Source organism: Neorhizobium alkalisoli, assembly GCF_007829835.1.
Classification (GTDB): Bacteria; Pseudomonadota; Alphaproteobacteria; order Rhizobiales; family Rhizobiaceae; genus Neorhizobium.
The window spans coordinates 542,032-556,940 of the sequence record NZ_VIWP01000004.1 but is presented as its reverse complement, the minus strand read 5'-3'; the positions used below and the strand labels follow the sequence as shown (position 1 = coordinate 556,940).

General features: G+C 58.9%; 18 protein-coding genes and 1 tRNA gene. 8 read left to right on the top strand and 11 right to left on the bottom strand.

Features of this window, described 5'->3' with window-relative positions; all coding sequences use genetic code 11:
• Positions 1–215: 215 nt before the first annotated feature.
• From FHW37_RS18550 to FHW37_RS18540, 3 genes are all read left to right on the top strand, one after another.
• Positions 216–725 (top strand): hypothetical protein, encoded by a 510-nt coding sequence (locus FHW37_RS18550; protein ID WP_145639028.1) that lies wholly within the window; start codon positions 216–218, stop codon positions 723–725.
• Between the two features lie 7 nt (positions 726–732).
• Positions 733–1,326 (top strand): hypothetical protein, encoded by a 594-nt coding sequence (locus tag FHW37_RS18545; protein WP_145639026.1) that lies wholly within the window; start codon positions 733–735, stop codon positions 1,324–1,326.
• 120 nt (positions 1,327–1,446) lie between these two features.
• Positions 1,447–2,067 (top strand): HK97 family phage prohead protease, encoded by a 621-nt coding sequence (locus FHW37_RS18540; protein ID WP_145639024.1) that lies wholly within the window; start codon positions 1,447–1,449, stop codon positions 2,065–2,067.
• Positions 2,068–2,526: 459 nt separating this feature from the next.
• Here the strand turns inward: FHW37_RS18540 and FHW37_RS33645 are convergent, their stop codons facing one another.
• Together FHW37_RS33645 and FHW37_RS18535 are read right to left on the bottom strand one after the other, a co-directional pair.
• Positions 2,527–2,670, bottom strand: coding sequence for a hypothetical protein (locus tag FHW37_RS33645; RefSeq protein WP_186458313.1), 144 nt, complete (start codon positions 2,668–2,670; stop codon positions 2,527–2,529).
• Positions 2,671–2,841: 171 nt separating this feature from the next.
• Positions 2,842–3,561 (bottom strand): phosphatidylserine/phosphatidylglycerophosphate/cardiolipin synthase family protein, encoded by a 720-nt coding sequence (locus tag FHW37_RS18535; RefSeq protein ID WP_145639022.1) that lies wholly within the window; start codon positions 3,559–3,561, stop codon positions 2,842–2,844.
• 382 nt (positions 3,562–3,943) lie between these two features.
• On the opposite strand from FHW37_RS18535, the gene FHW37_RS18530 reads away from it, so the two are divergent.
• On the top strand, positions 3,944–4,600 hold the full coding sequence (locus tag FHW37_RS18530; RefSeq protein ID WP_145639020.1) for a hypothetical protein: 657 nt from the start codon (positions 3,944–3,946) through the stop codon (positions 4,598–4,600).
• Between the two features lie 28 nt (positions 4,601–4,628).
• Here the strand turns inward: FHW37_RS18530 and FHW37_RS18525 are convergent, their stop codons facing one another.
• Complete coding sequence (locus FHW37_RS18525) at positions 4,629–4,832, bottom strand: KTSC domain-containing protein (RefSeq protein ID WP_145639018.1); 204 nt, start codon at positions 4,830–4,832, stop codon at positions 4,629–4,631.
• A 570-nt stretch (positions 4,833–5,402) separates the two neighbouring features.
• Between FHW37_RS18525 and FHW37_RS18520 the strand changes: the two genes are divergently transcribed.
• The gene (locus FHW37_RS18520; protein ID WP_145639016.1) at positions 5,403–7,685 is read left to right on the top strand and encodes a tape measure protein; all 2,283 of its coding nucleotides are present in this window, start codon (positions 5,403–5,405) and stop codon (positions 7,683–7,685) included.
• A gap of 580 nt (positions 7,686–8,265) precedes the next feature.
• Here FHW37_RS18520 and FHW37_RS18515 read toward each other — a convergent pair.
• Positions 8,266–8,466: a hypothetical protein gene (locus FHW37_RS18515; RefSeq protein ID WP_145639014.1), complete on the bottom strand. Its 201-nt coding sequence runs from the start codon at positions 8,464–8,466 to the stop codon at positions 8,266–8,268.
• A gap of 425 nt (positions 8,467–8,891) precedes the next feature.
• Here FHW37_RS18515 and FHW37_RS18510 point away from each other — a divergent pair, with 425 nt between their 5' ends.
• The 3 genes from FHW37_RS18510 to FHW37_RS18505 all read left to right on the top strand — a co-directional run bounded on the left by FHW37_RS18510 (position 8,892) and on the right by FHW37_RS18505 (position 10,956).
• Positions 8,892–9,224, top strand: a complete 333-nt coding sequence (locus FHW37_RS18510; protein WP_145639012.1) for a hypothetical protein — start codon at positions 8,892–8,894, stop codon at positions 9,222–9,224.
• A gap of 285 nt (positions 9,225–9,509) precedes the next feature.
• The gene (locus FHW37_RS33640; RefSeq protein WP_186458312.1) at positions 9,510–9,659 is read left to right on the top strand and encodes a hypothetical protein; all 150 of its coding nucleotides are present in this window, start codon (positions 9,510–9,512) and stop codon (positions 9,657–9,659) included.
• A 232-nt stretch (positions 9,660–9,891) separates the two neighbouring features.
• Positions 9,892–10,956, top strand: coding sequence for a tyrosine-type recombinase/integrase (locus tag FHW37_RS18505; RefSeq protein ID WP_145639010.1), 1,065 nt, complete (start codon positions 9,892–9,894; stop codon positions 10,954–10,956).
• A gap of 84 nt (positions 10,957–11,040) precedes the next feature.
• On the opposite strand, the gene FHW37_RS18500 is transcribed toward FHW37_RS18505, so the two are convergent.
• From FHW37_RS18500 to hisD, 7 genes are all read right to left on the bottom strand, one after another.
• Positions 11,041–11,116: transfer RNA gene (locus FHW37_RS18500), tRNA-Phe, on the bottom strand.
• 184 nt (positions 11,117–11,300) lie between these two features.
• Positions 11,301–11,504, bottom strand: a complete 204-nt coding sequence (gene yacG, locus FHW37_RS18495) for a DNA gyrase inhibitor YacG (protein ID WP_145639009.1) — start codon at positions 11,502–11,504, stop codon at positions 11,301–11,303.
• A 2-nt stretch (positions 11,505–11,506) separates the two neighbouring features.
• Complete coding sequence (locus FHW37_RS18490) at positions 11,507–12,139, bottom strand: Maf-like protein (RefSeq protein ID WP_145639007.1); 633 nt, start codon at positions 12,137–12,139, stop codon at positions 11,507–11,509.
• 34 nt (positions 12,140–12,173) lie between these two features.
• On the bottom strand, positions 12,174–12,392 hold the full coding sequence (gene infA, locus FHW37_RS18485) for a translation initiation factor IF-1 (protein ID WP_007759621.1): 219 nt from the start codon (positions 12,390–12,392) through the stop codon (positions 12,174–12,176).
• 145 nt (positions 12,393–12,537) lie between these two features.
• Positions 12,538–13,017 carry a low molecular weight phosphatase family protein gene (locus tag FHW37_RS18480; RefSeq protein WP_145639005.1) on the bottom strand — a complete coding sequence of 160 codons (480 nt, stop codon included), beginning with the start codon at positions 13,015–13,017 and terminating at the stop codon, positions 12,538–12,540.
• A 2-nt stretch (positions 13,018–13,019) separates the two neighbouring features.
• Positions 13,020–13,493 carry a UPF0262 family protein gene (locus FHW37_RS18475; RefSeq protein ID WP_145639003.1) on the bottom strand — a complete coding sequence of 158 codons (474 nt, stop codon included), beginning with the start codon at positions 13,491–13,493 and terminating at the stop codon, positions 13,020–13,022.
• 3 nt (positions 13,494–13,496) lie between these two features.
• Positions 13,497–14,807, bottom strand: a complete 1,311-nt coding sequence (gene hisD, locus FHW37_RS18470) for a histidinol dehydrogenase (protein WP_145639000.1) — start codon at positions 14,805–14,807, stop codon at positions 13,497–13,499.
• Positions 14,808–14,909 lie beyond the last annotated feature (102 nt).

Here is a 14,909-nt window from a genome sequence, read left to right as displayed (position 1 = left end):
GCTGTCACCGCCCCGAAGTGGGCGGCCGCGCGTGGCCGCTCACGATCCTACACCGGCGACCGTTGATGTATCGGCGCCGTTTAGATCTCCCGCTGGCAAGCGGGGTTGATCGAACCTCGCTCCGCTTCGGCCGGTGGTGAGGTCACCGCTTCAAGAAAGGCGTCGGCGAAAGCCGGCGTCTTTTCTTTTAACCTCAATTATGGAGATGGCACGCAATGCCGAAAATCCAGCCCGGCGCTGCAGAGCGCGGGAACGTCATCGCGCATGAGCTTGGTCTCCCGCGGTCGATTGTCACCAACACCATGCGGAAGATGAAGGAGGCCGGCCTAATCGCCGCCGCTCGTCCTGTCGCTCCCACTCTCTACAGCCGCGATGTCGCCCGCATCCTGCTCGCGCTGTGCGCTCCCCTGCCCGTCAATGCCCCATTTGTGCAACACAAGCTCGGCTCTCTGGTCAGGTTGTCCGGCGACGGCGCCGTCAATGCCGAGACTGAATTGACCGATCTTCTCGATGAGTCAGCCGGCCTTGTCGCGGGCGATATCGACTTCCGAAAGGGCGAGATCCTGATCAGCTCGGATGCCGCCTTCATGGTCGTCTCCGGCGAGCGAGCCGGAGGCACTGTGGTGAACCGGACCTATCGCGCCGAAACCGACCTGCCCGGCATGCGCCGCATCGTACAAATCACGCTGCCCGCGCTGCACCGCATCGCGCAGCAGCTTCTGTGAGGTGAAAATGGATATCAAAGACCTCGTGATCCCGCCCCCGGAAGATCGATCGCCAGAATTGGTCCGCCTGAACACCAGGCGAGCGGAACTGGCCTCTCGATATGACGAGATCAATGCCGAACAGCGCACCGTTCATGCTCAAGCCATGACGGCCGCGCCGGCTGACCTCCGCAAGGATCGAGTGGCAGCTCTTATAGAGGGCGCACGCTTCGAAATGCCGCCGTCGGCACGGGAACAACTAAGCCGGCTGGCCGACGAGCGTCGCGACATCGAAGAGGCTATGCACGAACTCGACAACATGATCCGCGATGAGCGGAAGGCAGCATCTCGCGTCGTGTCAGCAGAATTCGTCGACGTCTACAAGCAAATTGCCGTAGAGTTCCATGCTGCTCTTCTGGCAGCAGCTAAGGCCCACGCGAAGATAGGTGAATTGCACCTGAGCCTCGGGAAGGCTGGTGTCGAGCCACACGGCATGATCGACCCAGCCCAGCACTTGTTCGGAGCGCCGCTTTATCGGCACAACGATGCCTGGCTTGTAATCCGCAGTGGTGTCGATGATGGCCACCTAAAGGCATCAGATATTCCGAAGGAGTTCCGATGAAGGAGCACGAAACTGGCCGCGCCAGCCCGCCCGACACTGAATTCAAGGTGCCGGAAAGTCTTACGAAAATTAATGCGATAGCTCTAGCGACGAAAGCACTTCGGAGATGGGTGAAACCGGATGAGCGAACGGATACAGAATAAATTCTCGCCCTCAATTATTACGGACGATGGCCGATTTTCCGGTTATGGCGCTGTATTCGGGAATGTGGATAGCCACCGAGACGTGATCGAGCGAGGTGCCTTCCTCTCTAGTCTCGCTGCATGGAAGACCAGAGGAAAATTGCCGCCGATGCGCCTTATGCACGGAAGCGCCGGCAATCCGTTCCAACACGACGACCTTCCAGTCGGGAAGTGGCTCGATATGCGGGAGGACACGAAGGGGCTTTGGGTTGAGGGCCAGTTATTGGCTCTTGATACGGACCAAGGTCGCCGTCTCAGGTCTTTGATGGCAGCGTCATGCTTAGACGGCCTCTCCATCGGTTGGATCCCGCGTAAAACACGGGCAGGAACCGGACGCATAAAGCGTTACCTCGTGGAGGTCGATCTACGCGAGCTATCGCTTGTTGACGAACCTTCAAATGACCTAGCGCGCGTCGCGCCACTCTCATCTTCCGACATGGCATTTGAAAGGCTGCGAGACAGTCTCGCCACCGTGAAGACAGCGACATCGTCGAATTACGAAGCCGCTGCAGCCAGACTGCGCACCGCAATCCAGCGGGTCGCCGCGGAACAGAAATAGGATTTCTCATGCCCCTCAGCGGCGCACATATCATTGCTGGATACGCCAGCACTTTCCGCCCAGAGCGAAACGAGCCGATCTTGGGCAAGGTCGTCTGGTCCGAGTCACCAGCGACCGGGGTGACTACCACCAGAACCGCTCCCCTGCCTCACGACACCATGGGCCAGGCCATCTTCCGGCTGCGCTCATCTATGGATGCTTACTTCGCCATCGGTCCCAATCCCAATGCTTCAGCCAGCCCTCGCGTCTTCGTACCGGCCAATACCGACTACGACGTATACGTGGAGCCGAATGATAGAGCCCAGTGGGTTGCGGCATGAGGCATCGCACGGACGATGACGCTGAACGCCCGCCCAAGGCACACGCGAGAGAAAGGCCGCCGGAACGCGAAGTGTGTCAGGCTACGGTGCAATTCTACGAGCGTTACCTGCCTCAGCTAGTACCTCGCGAGTATCGGAGTTAGTGCCTGACATCGCCGCAATCCGGCAGATGTATCAAACGGCCGCGTGGCGCCGGCTCCGTCGTCACCAGATCACGGAGCAGCCGCTTTGCCAGGTCTGCCTCGATGACGAAATTGTCGAGGTCGCCACTGCCGTCAGTCATCGGTCACGGCATGATGGTGACCCCGCTATGTTCTTCGATCCCGACGAGATGATCAGCCTATGCCGGCCTCACCAAGAGGCTGCGCGGGTGGCGAAAGGATTGTGACGGGAGGGGGTGCCGAATGCTCGCCGGCACCGAATACCTTTCAAACGTTGAGAGCGGCGATGAATCTCAAGCTAACGTCGCTGCTTTCCAATACGTCTCATATGCATGAACCTTCAATGGAGCGATATCCGCATCGGCTTTGATTATTGAGGCGGGAGAACGACGGGCGAAATCTTTTAAAGATTGCGTCAATGTCCATACCGCAGACTGGTCCACAATGATGAGCCGATCATGTAAAGCCTTGGGCGACGTCAACCGTGCCTCTAAGGGACGCTGTGAACCGAATTGAAGTGAAAACGCTTTTGCGGCCGGCGAGAACCCAGGCCGAACATAGGCCTTATCCGTAAGCAATTCGACGGTGATTTTTTCAGGTGCGAGTACGGCGAAGTCAGTGAGCATTGTCTCATCCATGTAAGGATCAATGATCCTCACAGAATGGGTAGCCGTCTTGAGAAGATTTCCTACGGCAACGTGTGCATCGAAAGAGTTCCCCACCGCGATAAATGCTCCACGGCTGGCGACTGGGGCATTCACCTCATATTGCGCGAGGGCTGTGTACAAAAGAAACAGGAATTCATTTCTGTTTGCCTCACTGGAGTTGCCTTGAACGATGTAATTGGCCATCACTTCAAACCGTCTGAGATCCATATCGGTCTTGAATTTCTTCACGTGGCTCTGAACGCGCGCTAGCCAGTGTAATGTTTGCGGCGTGATCTCTTTCGGTGTCAGTGCCGGCATGGTCTCAACGAGTCGGCCCAAGTATTCATATGCTTCAGATTCATTCATAGCTAATCTCCCACAAGCCTCAGCTGAATACCGAAACGCGCGTAAATTTCCGGTTACGTGCGCGCCACAAGGAAATCCACAATCACCGGCCATTTCACCACCGCCCTCGCGGTGCCGTGCCGTCGTGCCCGCAGGAGGCCGCATGGCTCACAACAAAACAACGGTTGAATAGTAATGAGAAAACGATCTCTTGTAATTCTGGGTAGCGCAATTTGCGGCGCCCTTGTTCCGTCAATGGTTCTCGCCGACCCCATAACGACGGCAGTAGTGGCTGCATTCGGTTTGTCTGGCGCAGCCGGTACTGTGGTCTCTGCGTTGCTCACCGCTGGATTGAGCATACCGACATCTCGCGGGTTGAAGCTGACTATCATGGAGGAAATCTATGACTGCGATTAACGTCCTCGTATCGGACAGACGAGTGCAAATAGTTTCTGATGGCGCAGCTTCGTACCGTGGCCGGCTGCATAAGCTCGTCAACAAAGTGGTTCCCGTTCCCCATTTAAGTTTGGCTGTAGCATTCAGAGGAAAAGGTCGCGATTTTCCTGAAATTCTGCGTTTAGTAGGCGAGTACAGCAATTTCGATGATCTAAAGCGAGATTTACCGAAGCGCTTGCGGAAGCGGTTTGGCTGGCGACGGATGTTCGGTCGGTTTTTCGATTTCGACATATACATAGGCCACGTTGGTGCAGGCGTCGCAAGCGCCGTGTTCCTTTGCTCCCACAACGGCAATGCCGAAATGAAGGCCTACGAGTGGACCGATATTCCTTGGGTGCTTTTTAGCCCCGACTTGCCCGCGGACGATCAAACATTCGGCCGTGCGTGGGTAAGCGGCCTAAAGCTAATGGACGATAGGGCCGCTGTGGATGCCGTAGATCGCCAGAGATCTGTGAGCTTTGGCCACGACCGAAAGGGTAGTGATTGGGGCGGCGTAGGTGGCTTCGTTCAGATTACCACGATTGGCGGCCGTGGCATCGAACAGCGTATCGTGAAGAGATACAGCGACCAAGTTGGCGAGATGCTCGGCAGGAGTGGCGCTTGAGCAGCTAATGCCCGACCACAAGCGATATTTAGCGATTCGAACTGTAACGATCTCGAATGTAATCGTTGAAATAGGAGCCCGCCGAGCGCGCGTTGATGAGACCAATATAAACCTGCTCCGGCACATGGTAGTAGTCGTACGGCCCGCCGCTCTCGACAAACCATATACTCAGCGTGCTTGTCGCGTCGTTGTATTCGGCGCGACCTATTGCCGAGGATTTCAGATTGGGCATTCATATATCTCCCACAACGAGCTGCCACCGGCGATCTAGCTGCACGGTACTAGATTAAAAGTCGAATGAGAGCTGATCCGGATGGGACCGCCAGTGAGCACACACATGCTCCAAGCGGTTGAACCTCCGGCGGACATATGCCCGCACTCTCACCAACTTCGATCTCAGCCTTCTGTTCATGGCTGATTTCTCCCTTAGGCTTTCAGCGAGACGAGCTCGCCACTCCAGGACTGCAGAACGCAGCCCCGCGCCCCGTGCTGAGCAACAGCCGAAGCTACCGAAAACCAAAGTGCCGATGGCAACCCGCCCAAAACTAGGCGATTCGCGCCAAAATAGTCCATCGCGATAAGTTCGCGTCTGTAGGAAATCCACAATGACCGACCACTTTACCACCGCCACCGCGGCGGCGCGCCGCTGTGCGCGCAAGCTTCTTCGCCAAGACGTACCACCGACAATCATCGCTGATGGGCTCATCGATCAAGCGCTTGCCATCTGGGCGGCCGAAACGGGCCGAGCCGAAGATGCCGTAAGTATGTTGGTCGCCTGGGTATCCGTAAGGGATGCCCGATAATGGCGGCGCAAGATCTCGAAAAGCTTGTCGTGCAGCTTTCTGCTGACATTCGGAAGTACGAGAACGCGCTTACCAGAGCTCAGGGCGTCACCAATCAACGCGCCCGAGCTATCGAAACGCGCTTCGCCAGAATGAACAAGACAATCAATTCTGGTGCGTCCGCCGCCGCGATCGGGGTCGGGAAAGCGTTTGCATTGGTCGGCGGCGTACAGGGATTCAAGTCGCTTTCCGATGCCGCCACCGGCATCGACAACGCCCTAAAGGTGGCCGGGCTGTCGGGGGCGGAGCTGGAGAGCGTTTACCAGCAGCTCTATGCTGCGGCCACGAAGAATGCCGCACCCATCGAGACCCTAGTTACGATGTACGGCCGGCTGGCACTGGTCCAAAAGGAGCTAGGCGTTTCCCAGCAGGACCTCGTCAGTTTCTCGGGCAACATTGCATTGGCGCTACGCGTCGGCGGTTCGAGCGCGCAGGAGGCAAGTGGCGCTCTCCTGCAATTGTCTCAGTCTCTAGGCGGCGGCGTTGTTCGCGCCGAAGAGTTCAACTCTGTGCTTGAAGGCGCCCCTACTATCCTTCAGGCTGCAGCCGCCGGCATCAAGGAGGCTGGTGGGTCAGTCTCGAAGCTCCGCCAGATCATGTTGGACGGCAAACTTTCGTCCAAGGCGCTCTTCGATGGCTTTCAGGCAGGCGCACCAATCCTCGAGCAGAAGGCAGCCGGAGCGGTCTACACAATCGACCAGCGCATCGGCAACCTGCGGACTTCCCTGGTGAACGCGGCGCGCGACTTCAATCAATCAGCCGCGGCTGGTGAAACATTTGGCTCCGCCATTGATCAGGTCGCGCAGTTCATCAACGGCATAAATTTTGACAGTCTGATAGGTCAGTTGAAGGGCGTCATTGCAGAATTGAACGCCGGCATTGCTACCGCAAATGGCTTCGGCCAAGCGATCGGGCGTCTCTCTGGCCTTGAGAACGTGGGCAGCTTCCTCACCGGAGGGTCGGGGAAGAAGGAGTTCTTCGGCGGTGCCCTGACCATCACTTCGACCAAGGCCATTACCGACCGCATCAATAGCGCCTTCGAGGGCGAAATAGATCAGGTCAGCGGTCTTACCGCAGACGCAATCAAGAATAGTGTTTTGGGAAAGCCAGGCGGCTTGCCTGTACGCACGACGGACAAAGGCGCCCGCTTGCCGCCGGCTATTTTGCCAATCACATTGGACGACCCCGAATATGTCGTTCCAGGCTCCGGCAATCCGCCAGGTAAAGGCGGCGGATCCGGCAAGGGGCATGACAGCTATCAGTCTGAGATCGATTCGATCAAGGAACGCACGGCTGCGCTACAGGCTGAGACTGCTGCGCAGGCGACGGTCAATCCGCTGATCGACGACTACGGCGCCGCTCAGGCCCGCGCTCAGACAGCGTCTGACCTGTTCACCGCGGCGCAGAAATCTGGCACGGCCGCCGGCAAGGAGCTTGCTGACGTTCAGCAGCTGCTTTCCGGCAATTTCGCCAATCTGTCTCCTGCCGCTCGGCAGCAGGCAGAGGCGATGCTTGCCCTTGCCGACGGCTACGCGAAGGCGACAGCAGAGAGCCAGAGGTTGGCAGCGTCACAGGACCAGATGCGCGATGCAGCGCAGCAGTTCGCGGATGCCGGCAAGGACGTCACCAAGGGTTTCATCAGCGACCTCATGGATGGCAAGTCTGCGGCTGACGCATTGGGCGGCGCGCTGAAGAAGGTTGCCGATATCCTTCTTGACCAGGTGCTTGACGCGATCTTTCAGGTCAAAGGCGCAGGCGGTTCTGGTGGCGGCGGCCTTGGCGGTCTGTTCTCGTCGATCTTCGGCGGTGGAAGCTCTTTTCCGGCCGCACCGAGCGTCGGGCTGTTCGCCGACGGTGGTTACACCGGCCCGGGCGGCAAGCACTCGCCTGCGGGCGTTGTCCATAAAGGCGAAGTAGTATGGAGCCAGGCGGATATCCGTCGGGCCGGCGGCGTTGCAGCCGTTGAGGCTATGCGCCGTGGGGTGGCTGGCTACGCCAATGGCGGGCCGGTCGGAATGCGGGCGCCTTCGTTGCCTTCCATCAGGCGCGGAGGCGGACAAAACGTCAGTGTTCGCAGCGAGGTCGAGGTCAGTGTGTCTGATAGCGGCGAGCTTCGTGCCTACGTCAAGCGCACGTCGGCTGAAACCGCCGAGGGCGTCAGCCGTCAGCACATCGCAAAATTCAGCGAGAAAGACCTGCCGAACCGGTTCACCCAAATCGAAGGGAACAGGCGGAAACGATGACGCAGGCGTGCATCAGTTCCGCCAGCTCTGACCCAGCTCCTGATCGAACCACATCTCGGCATCATAGTTCGCGCCCATTGTGGACCGAAAATCGAGACAGTCGCTGTAGCCGTTCTCACGCAGCCAATTGCTGAACGTTCCAAAGCTAGGATGCTCTTGCTCATTTCTAGAAAGGGTCGCAAACCAGGTCGTACTCAATGACCGTATAGCTTTTTCGGCTTCGGCTCTTTTCATGTGACCACCTTTAGGACCAGTCATCCACAATCGATTTGACGGCTCCGTCAAATTGAGTTGCGATATGGACGGAGATGAGTAACGTTAAATGTAACGGCGTCCAGGGAGAAGGCGACTGCAATCACCCTCTCCCCTTCGCGGTTGCCGTACCAAGTAGTCGAGGAGCGACCATTTAAGCGTTTGTGAGGCGCGGTCGTTTCCTTGACTAACTCGGATACTATGCCTGAAAGCGGCGCTACTTTGGGGGCAAGACACCCCTAATCCACAGGCAATTTTGTTCCCTATTTGTTCGAATTTACTCCTATACCAGCGTCAACTGTTTTGTTAGGCCGGATATGATCTACATTTAGGTGGCTGGCCTTTCACCCGGCACGACCGTGATAGCCTTACCAAGCCGCCTAAGAATTGCACCGGCCGCAAAGATCAACCACCCTCCGCACCAAAGGATGGCGACGGTGGTTTCCTGAAAAGCGGTCTTCGCTATGCCGATGTACAGCACGGCAAGTATCACCGTCAGCAGCCCGACAACCTCGAATAGTTTCCCCATAGTCCCCTCCTGATTATCTTAACCGTGCCAGAGCCAGGGCTTTGGTACAAGACCGCGAAATATGAACGAAGAGATTTAGGGCGCGCTAAAGCTTTCCCCCGGAGGGGATGCGCTTGCGCTAATGATGCTTAATGGCTAATTTGTCCGCGGGCGTAGAAACCCGGACCTGTGAGAGGCGTGTCGTTCGATTGGCGTCGAAGACCCGCTATATAATGCGAACTGCGCCTTGGCGGGCGTCGTCGCAATGGTGAACGCCTTGGCGGGCGTTCCAACTCGGCCGACAATATGGCCGGGGGCGAACGCTATGTCCAGTGGGGAAACCCTAAAATCGTTCGGCGCGTCTCACAGGCGTGTTTCTAACCCCCGGCTGCCGGTCCGTCACCGGCGCGCGGGCCGTAGAAAGCCCTTTCCTGTGAGCACCAACTATGACCATCACATCGAATATGATTCCTGACTTCGCCCAGGACGAAATCTTCGCTGCCGATCCGCCAATGAGCGCGGAGGAGATCAAGCACAGATTTTGCCCGAAGAACGCGTACGCCGAATGGCTTTGGAACGAACTCAAGTTTCTCAATCGGGAATTGGGGTACGATTCGCGGATCGGCCTTTACAGCCCTACGGGCACCATAGGCGGCGATTTCCACTTCCCGCGCGACCATCGTGACTGGTCGGACGTACCTCCGCCCTCGACGCGCGCCGAGACGATACTGCGCGTGCTTGGCATCATCCCGCAGGAAGACATCGCGACAGCCGCCTGATTCTTCGCTGGCGCCGGTGCTCGCCGCCGGCAGAGAGGGCCGTCTGGTCGAAAGACTGGGCGGCTTGCTCTCCAATCTTGACAAATTTGTATTTCTCATATATGGGGAGCGTCCACCTTAATTCCCGCCGCGATCCTTTCGGTTAGCGGGCGCCGGTTCTGCCGGTGGTGCGTAGCCCATAGAGAAGTCAACACATGAACAACGCTTTTTCACCTCGCGGAATAACCGCGTCGTCTTTCTTGCGTCGTCCGGTTGGCCGGCGGCGCGCACCATTGAGGAGAACCCATGTCGACCAAAGCCACGAATTTTGTGCCCCAGAGTGATGCATCCAAGAAGGCCAGCAGTGCCGCCCTGCGACGCTTTGCGTTCGGTGCCATGACTGAGCTTTACAATGAGCAGCAGGCGGAGGCCGCAAAGAAGGCTTCCGGCAAGTAATGCGCGCCGCCAATGACAATGTGCCCTTGCGTCTTCTCACCAAGACGCAAGCGGCACGCTATTGCGGCCTGAGCCTTCCATCTTTCGATTCGGTATGCCCGGTGCGAGCAATCGCACTGGGCGTTGGCGTTCGTTGGGAGCGCTATGACATCCGTGAGGTCGACGCCTGGATTGACAGTCTAAGGCCCGGTGAAGCACCGTTGCGGACCGCCGACTCTCTCCTGGAAGCGCTATGACCGGAACCGTTGTCAGAGTGAAGGGCCTCAAGCGCTACTTCGAACCGAAGACCGGCAAGTGGTATGCCTACCACCGCAAGACGGGAAAGCGGCTCAATGCGGAGTTCGGCACGCCCGAATTCTTCGCAGAGCTAGAGGCGATCGATGCGGCTACAAGGGGGCAGGAAGCGAAGGCAGGCACGCTAGGCGCGCTCATCGTGTCCTACCGTAAATCGGCGGGCTTCCAGATGCTCAAGAGCCGCACCAAGTCGGACTATCAGAAGGTTCTAACCTATCTGCAGCCGCTTGGACCGGCGCCGTTGTCCGAGCTTTCGCAAGGGTGGGTGGCCCGCCTAAGAGACAGGACCTTTGAAAAGAAGAAGCGGAAGTTTGCCAACTATACGCTGACCGTCCTTTCCATTCTCTTTGAGCACGCCATTGAGCAAGAGCTCATGGCGAGCAATCCCGTGGCCAAGGTGAAGCGCGTCCGCAAGGCGACCGACGCACCAGAAGCTAACCGGCCTTGGCTGGACTTCGAACGCGATGCGGTGGCCGCTGCGCTCCCGGCTCACATGCGCCTTCCTGTGGCCTTGATGATGTATTGCGGGCTCGACCCTCAAGACGCACTTGAACTGCCGCGCACGGCCGTTTCTGGTGGCAAGCTGGACACGCGCCGAGGCAAGACTGGCGTTCCCGTTTGGGTGCCGCTGCCGACACCTGTGCTTGAAGTCCTTGCCGTAGAGCCGAAGCACGCGACGACGACATTGACGCTATGTGCGAACAGCCGCGGCAAGCCGTGGACCGGTTCGGGCTTTAGGGCCTCCTGGCGCCCCATCAAGTTGAAGCTGGAGGAAGAAGGCAAGATCCAGCCTGACCTCACGCTCAAGGGCCTTCGCCATACCGTGGCAACCATCCTCGCCGAAATGGGCAAGGACTACGCGACCATCGCTCAGATGCTCGGCCAGAAGACCGAAGCCATGGCAAAGCACTATTCCCGCCGCGCCGATATGTCGAAGAAGATGGCCGAAACCATGGGCGACCTTGAGGCAGAAGTGAACAGACGGAAAACAACTAGCGTCTAGAAACGCGAATAACGGCGTCTAGAATAGTTGTCGCAACGAGTTGACAACAGAGGAGATTGTTAAGAAATGCCAAGCCGTTAGGAATGGTGCCCGGAGGCGGATTTGAACCACCGACACGCGGATTTTCAATCCGCTGCTCTACCAACTGAGCTATCCGGGCATCTCGGCTTTTTCAAGCCTAACCGATCTTGGTGGACCGGCGGGGGAAGCGTTTCCCCCGGAAGCGAGCGGGTTATAACATCTTGTTCGGCCATGTCCAGCACCCCGAACGACTTTTTTGACAGGTTTGCGAAAAAACGAAATTTTCCTGCAAAATCAGTGGGGCAGCCGGGGACAACCCAGCGTCAGTCGTTGCCGTCCGGCTTGCTTTCGTCGTCGGCGACCGGAATGGAATAGGTTCCGCTCACCCAACGCGACAGGTCGAGCGTGCGGCAGCGGTCGGAACAGAAGGGATAGTCTTCGCGCGAGGAAGGCTTGCCGCATTCGGGGCAAGGCCTTGTCTTGCGAAGCGGCTCCACCTTGCCACCTGTCTTGATCGGTTGGGCCATGGTCAGCCCTCCGGCCAGGCGTGAGAGACATCGAAACCTTCGCCGGCCAGAAGTCCCGTCACTTCATAGAGCGGCAGGCCGACGACATTGGTGTAGGAGCCGATCAGCTTCTGCACGAAGGCGCCGGCAATGCCCTGGATGGCATAGGCGCCGGCCTTGCCGCGCCACTGGCCGGATTCGATATAGTGGTCGATCTCGCGGGCCGAGAGGCGCTTGAAGCGCACCTTGGTCTGCACGACCTTCTGGCGGAACTGGCCGCCCGGCGTGACGAGGCAGATGCCGGTATGCACCCAGTGGCCGCGGCCGGAGAGGAGATGCAGCGCAGCACTCGCCTCTTCGGTATATTCGGTCTTTTCCAGGATGCGGCGGCCGACGGCAACGACCGTATCGGCCGACAGGATATAGCTGTGGCGCCAGACGGGATCGTTGCGCACGACGGCGAAGGCGGCTTCCGCCTTTTCGGTCGAGAGCCGGCGGGCGAGCGAGCGCGGATGCTCGGCGCGTTTCGGCGTCTCGTCGATATCCATCGGCATCAGCCGTGCGGGCTCAATGCCCGCCTGATTGAGAAGATCGAGGCGGCGCGGAGAACCCGAGGCCAATATCAGCTTCTGCACCGGATTTTGTTCGAGCGCCATGGGATCCCGTCTCTGGCCGCCTTTGAGGCAAGGCTTACTTGAAGCGGTAGGTGATGCGACCCTTGGTCAGGTCGTAAGGGGTCATTTCAACGAGAACCTTGTCGCCGGCGAGCACGCGGATGCGGTTCTTGCGCATGCGGCCTGCCGTATGGGCGATGATTTCGTGTTCGTTCTCGAGCTTGACGCGGAAAGTCGCGTTCGGCAGGAGTTCGGTCACGATGCCCGGAAATTCAAGGACTTCTTCTTTAGCCATCTATCAGTTTTCTTTCTGTGTGTTGAATACCGGGCCGGCGACAATCTCGCCCTCGCCCCGAAATTTGCGCGGAAACTACACAATCACGTCGGCTTTGTGAACCTCGCTTGATCGCGTTTGTTCACGACTGCATTTTACAGGCTTTTCAGGCGGTTTCGGCCGGATGGCGGCTGTCGTCGGAAAGCCTTTCCTCGATCAGCCGCCAGAGATGGTCGCGAACCTCGCGATAGGCATCCAGCATCTGCTCTCGGGTGCCGGTGGCAACCGTCGGATCCATGGTCGGCCAGTAGACGACGTCGATCGCGTTGGATCGGGTCAGTTCCAGCGCCGTGTGATGCGCTTCCGGCGTCAGCGTGACGATCAGGTCGAAGAAATCATCCTCCAGTTCCTCCAGCGTGCGCGGCTGGTGGCGGCCGATCGAAAGGCCCATTTCCTCCAGCACCGCATCCACGAAAGGATCCCGCTCGCCCGAGCGGACACCGGCGGACTGTATATAGATATCGGATGGCAGGACACGTTTTGCAATGGCTTCGGCCATTGGCGAGCGGATTGCGTTCCAGCCGCACATGAAGAGGATGGCGCCCGGCTTCTTCGCTTTCCGTTCGAGAGGGGCGGTCACTTCCATCGTCAGCCGCGCCAGTAGAGCACGCAGACCAGCGTGAAAAGCCGCCGCGCCGTATCGAAATCGACGCGGATCTTGCCGTCCAGGCGGTCCATCAGCGTCTGCGAGCCTTCGTTGTGCATGCCACGCCGGCCCATGTCGATCGCCTCGATCCGGCTCGGCGTCGAGGACTTGATCGCCTCATAATAGCTTTCGCAGATCATGAAATAGTCTTTGATGATCCGGCGGAAGGGTGTCAGCGACAGGATATGGGTGGCAACCGTCTCGCCGTCGTCGGTGGTGATGCCGAGCACCAGCTTCGTCTCGGCGAGCGACAGTTTCAGCCTGTAGGGGCCGCCTTCATGGCCGAACGGCTCGAAGGAGTTTTCCTCGACGAGGTCAAAGATGGCAACCGCCCGCTCATGTTCGACATCAGGGGTCGACCGCCCGATCGAGTCGTCGAGAACGACATCCGAGAGCCGGAAATCCCCTTTTGCCATCCATCAGCCTCCGTCAGCAGGACCCGCATTGAGGCGGATCGCAACGGACCGTGCATGCGCATCGAGCCCTTCGGAATTGGCAAGCGTGATCGCCGCCGGCGCCAGCTGGCGCAGCTGTTCGGGGCCGAGCCTGAGGATCGAGGTGCGTTTGACGAAATCGAGCACGCCGAGGCCGGAGGAGAAACGCGCCGAACGCGCGGTCGGCAGAACGTGGTTGGAACCGCCGACATAATCGCCGATCACTTCCGGCGTATGGCGGCCGACGAAGATCGCGCCGGCATTGCGGATGCCGGGCATCAGCGCATCCGGATCGGCAACGGCGAGTTCCAGATGTTCTGCGGCGATGCGGTTGGCGAGTGGCAGGGCGGCCTGAAAATCCTCAACGAGGATGACGGCACCGAAATCTCGCCAGCTGGCAGATGCGGTCTCGGCGCGCGAAAGCGTCTTCAGCTGGCGTTCGACGCCGGCTTCGACCGCGCGGCCGAATTCGGCATCATCGGTCATCAGGATCGACTGGGCGCCGGCATCGTGTTCGGCCTGAGCCAAAAGGTCGGCTGCCAGCCAGTCGGGATCATTATCGCGGTCGGCGATGACCAGCACTTCGGAGGGGCCGGCGATCATGTCTATGCCGACAGTGCCAAAAACCTGGCGCTTGGCAGCGGCCACATAGGCGTTGCCGGGGCCGACGATCTTTGCGACCGGAGCGATTGTCTCGGTGCCATAAGCGAGCGCCGCGACGGCCTGGGCACCACCGACACGATAAATTTCCGTGACGCCGGCAATGCGGGCGGCGGCGAGAACGGCGGGGTTGATGGCGCCGCCACCGGCCGGCACGACCATGACGAGGCGCGGCACACCGGCAACCTTGGCCGGCACGGCATTCATCAGGACGGAGCTCGGATAGCTTGCCGTGCCGCCCGGCACGTAGAGGCCGACCGCCTCGATCGCCGTCCAGCGAGAGCCGAGGCCGACACCGATCGCGTCCTCGTAGATATCGTCCTTCGGCATCTGCCGGGCGTGGTGCTTTTCGATCCGCTCGGCTGCGAGCTTGAGGGCATCGATGACTTTCGGATCAGTTGCCGCAAAGGCTGCATCGATATCGGCTTCGCTGACACGGATGCCGGCCTTGGCCAGATCGATACCATCGAAACGGGCGGAATAATCGATCAGCGCCGCATCGCCACGGGCGCGCACGTCATCGATGATGGCGCGCACCACGGCATTCACATCTTCCGAGACTTCCCGCTTGGTCGAAAGGAAAGCGGTAAAACGCGTTTCGAAATCCTGCGATGCCTGCTCAAGCCAGATTGCCAAGCGAAAAGTCCTTCCATGCGTTCCCCGTCAAAGACGAGGCATGATCACTGAGAGCCGGCACACCCATCAGCACGGGCAATCGCCAGACATGAGGCTGGCGGC

What these genes read in the sequence shown, in the direction of transcription:
- FHW37_RS33640 (WP_186458312.1), top strand. Translation starts at nt 9,510, where the DNA reads ATGTCGACCAAAGCCACGAATTTTGTGCCCCAGAGTGATGCATCCAAG.
- FHW37_RS18545 (WP_145639026.1), top strand. Translation starts at nt 733, where the DNA reads ATGGATATCAAAGACCTCGTGATCCCGCCCCCGGAAGATCGATCGCCA.
- FHW37_RS18505 (WP_145639010.1), top strand. Translation starts at nt 9,892, where the DNA reads ATGACCGGAACCGTTGTCAGAGTGAAGGGCCTCAAGCGCTACTTCGAA.
- FHW37_RS18535 (WP_145639022.1), bottom strand. Translation starts at nt 3,561, where the DNA reads ATGAATGAATCTGAAGCATATGAATACTTGGGCCGACTCGTTGAGACC.
- yacG (WP_145639009.1), bottom strand. Translation starts at nt 11,504, where the DNA reads ATGGCCCAACCGATCAAGACAGGTGGCAAGGTGGAGCCGCTTCGCAAG.
- FHW37_RS18550 (WP_145639028.1), top strand. Translation starts at nt 216, where the DNA reads ATGCCGAAAATCCAGCCCGGCGCTGCAGAGCGCGGGAACGTCATCGCG.
- FHW37_RS18475 (WP_145639003.1), bottom strand. Translation starts at nt 13,493, where the DNA reads ATGGCAAAAGGGGATTTCCGGCTCTCGGATGTCGTTCTCGACGACTCG.
- FHW37_RS18510 (WP_145639012.1), top strand. Translation starts at nt 8,892, where the DNA reads ATGACCATCACATCGAATATGATTCCTGACTTCGCCCAGGACGAAATC.
- FHW37_RS18515 (WP_145639014.1), bottom strand. Translation starts at nt 8,466, where the DNA reads ATGGGGAAACTATTCGAGGTTGTCGGGCTGCTGACGGTGATACTTGCC.
- FHW37_RS18540 (WP_145639024.1), top strand. Translation starts at nt 1,447, where the DNA reads ATGAGCGAACGGATACAGAATAAATTCTCGCCCTCAATTATTACGGAC.
- FHW37_RS18530 (WP_145639020.1), top strand. Translation starts at nt 3,944, where the DNA reads ATGACTGCGATTAACGTCCTCGTATCGGACAGACGAGTGCAAATAGTT.
- infA (WP_007759621.1), bottom strand. Translation starts at nt 12,392, where the DNA reads ATGGCTAAAGAAGAAGTCCTTGAATTTCCGGGCATCGTGACCGAACTC.
- FHW37_RS18525 (WP_145639018.1), bottom strand. Translation starts at nt 4,832, where the DNA reads ATGCCCAATCTGAAATCCTCGGCAATAGGTCGCGCCGAATACAACGAC.
- FHW37_RS33645 (WP_186458313.1), bottom strand. Translation starts at nt 2,670, where the DNA reads ATGACTGACGGCAGTGGCGACCTCGACAATTTCGTCATCGAGGCAGAC.
- FHW37_RS18480 (WP_145639005.1), bottom strand. Translation starts at nt 13,017, where the DNA reads ATGGAAGTGACCGCCCCTCTCGAACGGAAAGCGAAGAAGCCGGGCGCC.
- FHW37_RS18520 (WP_145639016.1), top strand. Translation starts at nt 5,403, where the DNA reads ATGGCGGCGCAAGATCTCGAAAAGCTTGTCGTGCAGCTTTCTGCTGAC.
- FHW37_RS18490 (WP_145639007.1), bottom strand. Translation starts at nt 12,139, where the DNA reads ATGGCGCTCGAACAAAATCCGGTGCAGAAGCTGATATTGGCCTCGGGT.